This window comes from Mesorhizobium sp. M7D.F.Ca.US.004.03.1.1 (assembly GCF_003998635.1).
GTDB lineage: Bacteria > Pseudomonadota > Alphaproteobacteria > Rhizobiales > Rhizobiaceae > Mesorhizobium > Mesorhizobium loti.
Window position 1 is genome coordinate 1 of record NZ_RZQG01001609.1, and the last position, 673, is coordinate 673.

General features: G+C 62.6%; 1 protein-coding gene and 1 pseudogene. Both read left to right on the top strand.

Translation table 11 applies throughout. From position 1 onward, the window contains the following. On the top strand, positions 1-416 hold a 416-nt coding region (locus EN935_RS39030), incomplete at its 5' end, for a hypothetical protein (RefSeq protein ID WP_348629930.1). A 12-nt stretch (positions 417-428) separates the two neighbouring features. Then, a pseudogene (locus tag EN935_RS39035) lies at positions 429-673 on the top strand (DNA primase); the annotation flags it as partial.

Sequence of the window (673 nt, forward strand, 5' to 3'; positions counted from 1 at the left end):
AGGACCATGATTGTCAGGTCTACCGGATCCAGACCGATGCCGGCGAACGCATCATCGGTCGTCACATCGCGCTGACGCTGGTCGCGACCATGTTGCGCAATCTGGGGCTCGACGATTTACCCAAGCTCGCGCCGGAAGATGCCTGGGCCGGGCTCGTGGAAGGCAGGATTGGGCTGCAACTCGCCGATGGCCTGATCCTGCGCCGCAGCCGCGTCATGAACGACTACCGTGTCGAATTGATCTGCTTCACCGACGCGATGGTCCCCCGACTGAAGGCGCTGGGGCTGATATCCGAGATCATCTCCTGGAAGCTCCGGCTGTTCATCCCGACATCCGCGCAAGGTTGCGCCATCCTCACCTCCCTTCTCGAGCGCCATACGCTGGTCGGGGTCACCGACCGTACGGCCGCGGCTTGAGCGGAGGCGATCATGTCCGGTTCGGCGTCCGAGCTGGCACGCCGCCTTGGCGAACATGCCGAGGCGGTGTGCCGCGAATATCTCTCCAACGGCCATCGCTCCGGCAATTACTGGATGGTCGGCGATGTCCGCAATATGCGCGGCCGTTCCATGCATGTGCGGCTCAAAGCGGTTAGCGGCAAGGCAGCTGGAAAATGGGTCGATGAGTCATCGGGGGAATATGGCGACCTGCTTGACGTCATCGAGCAGAGCTGTGG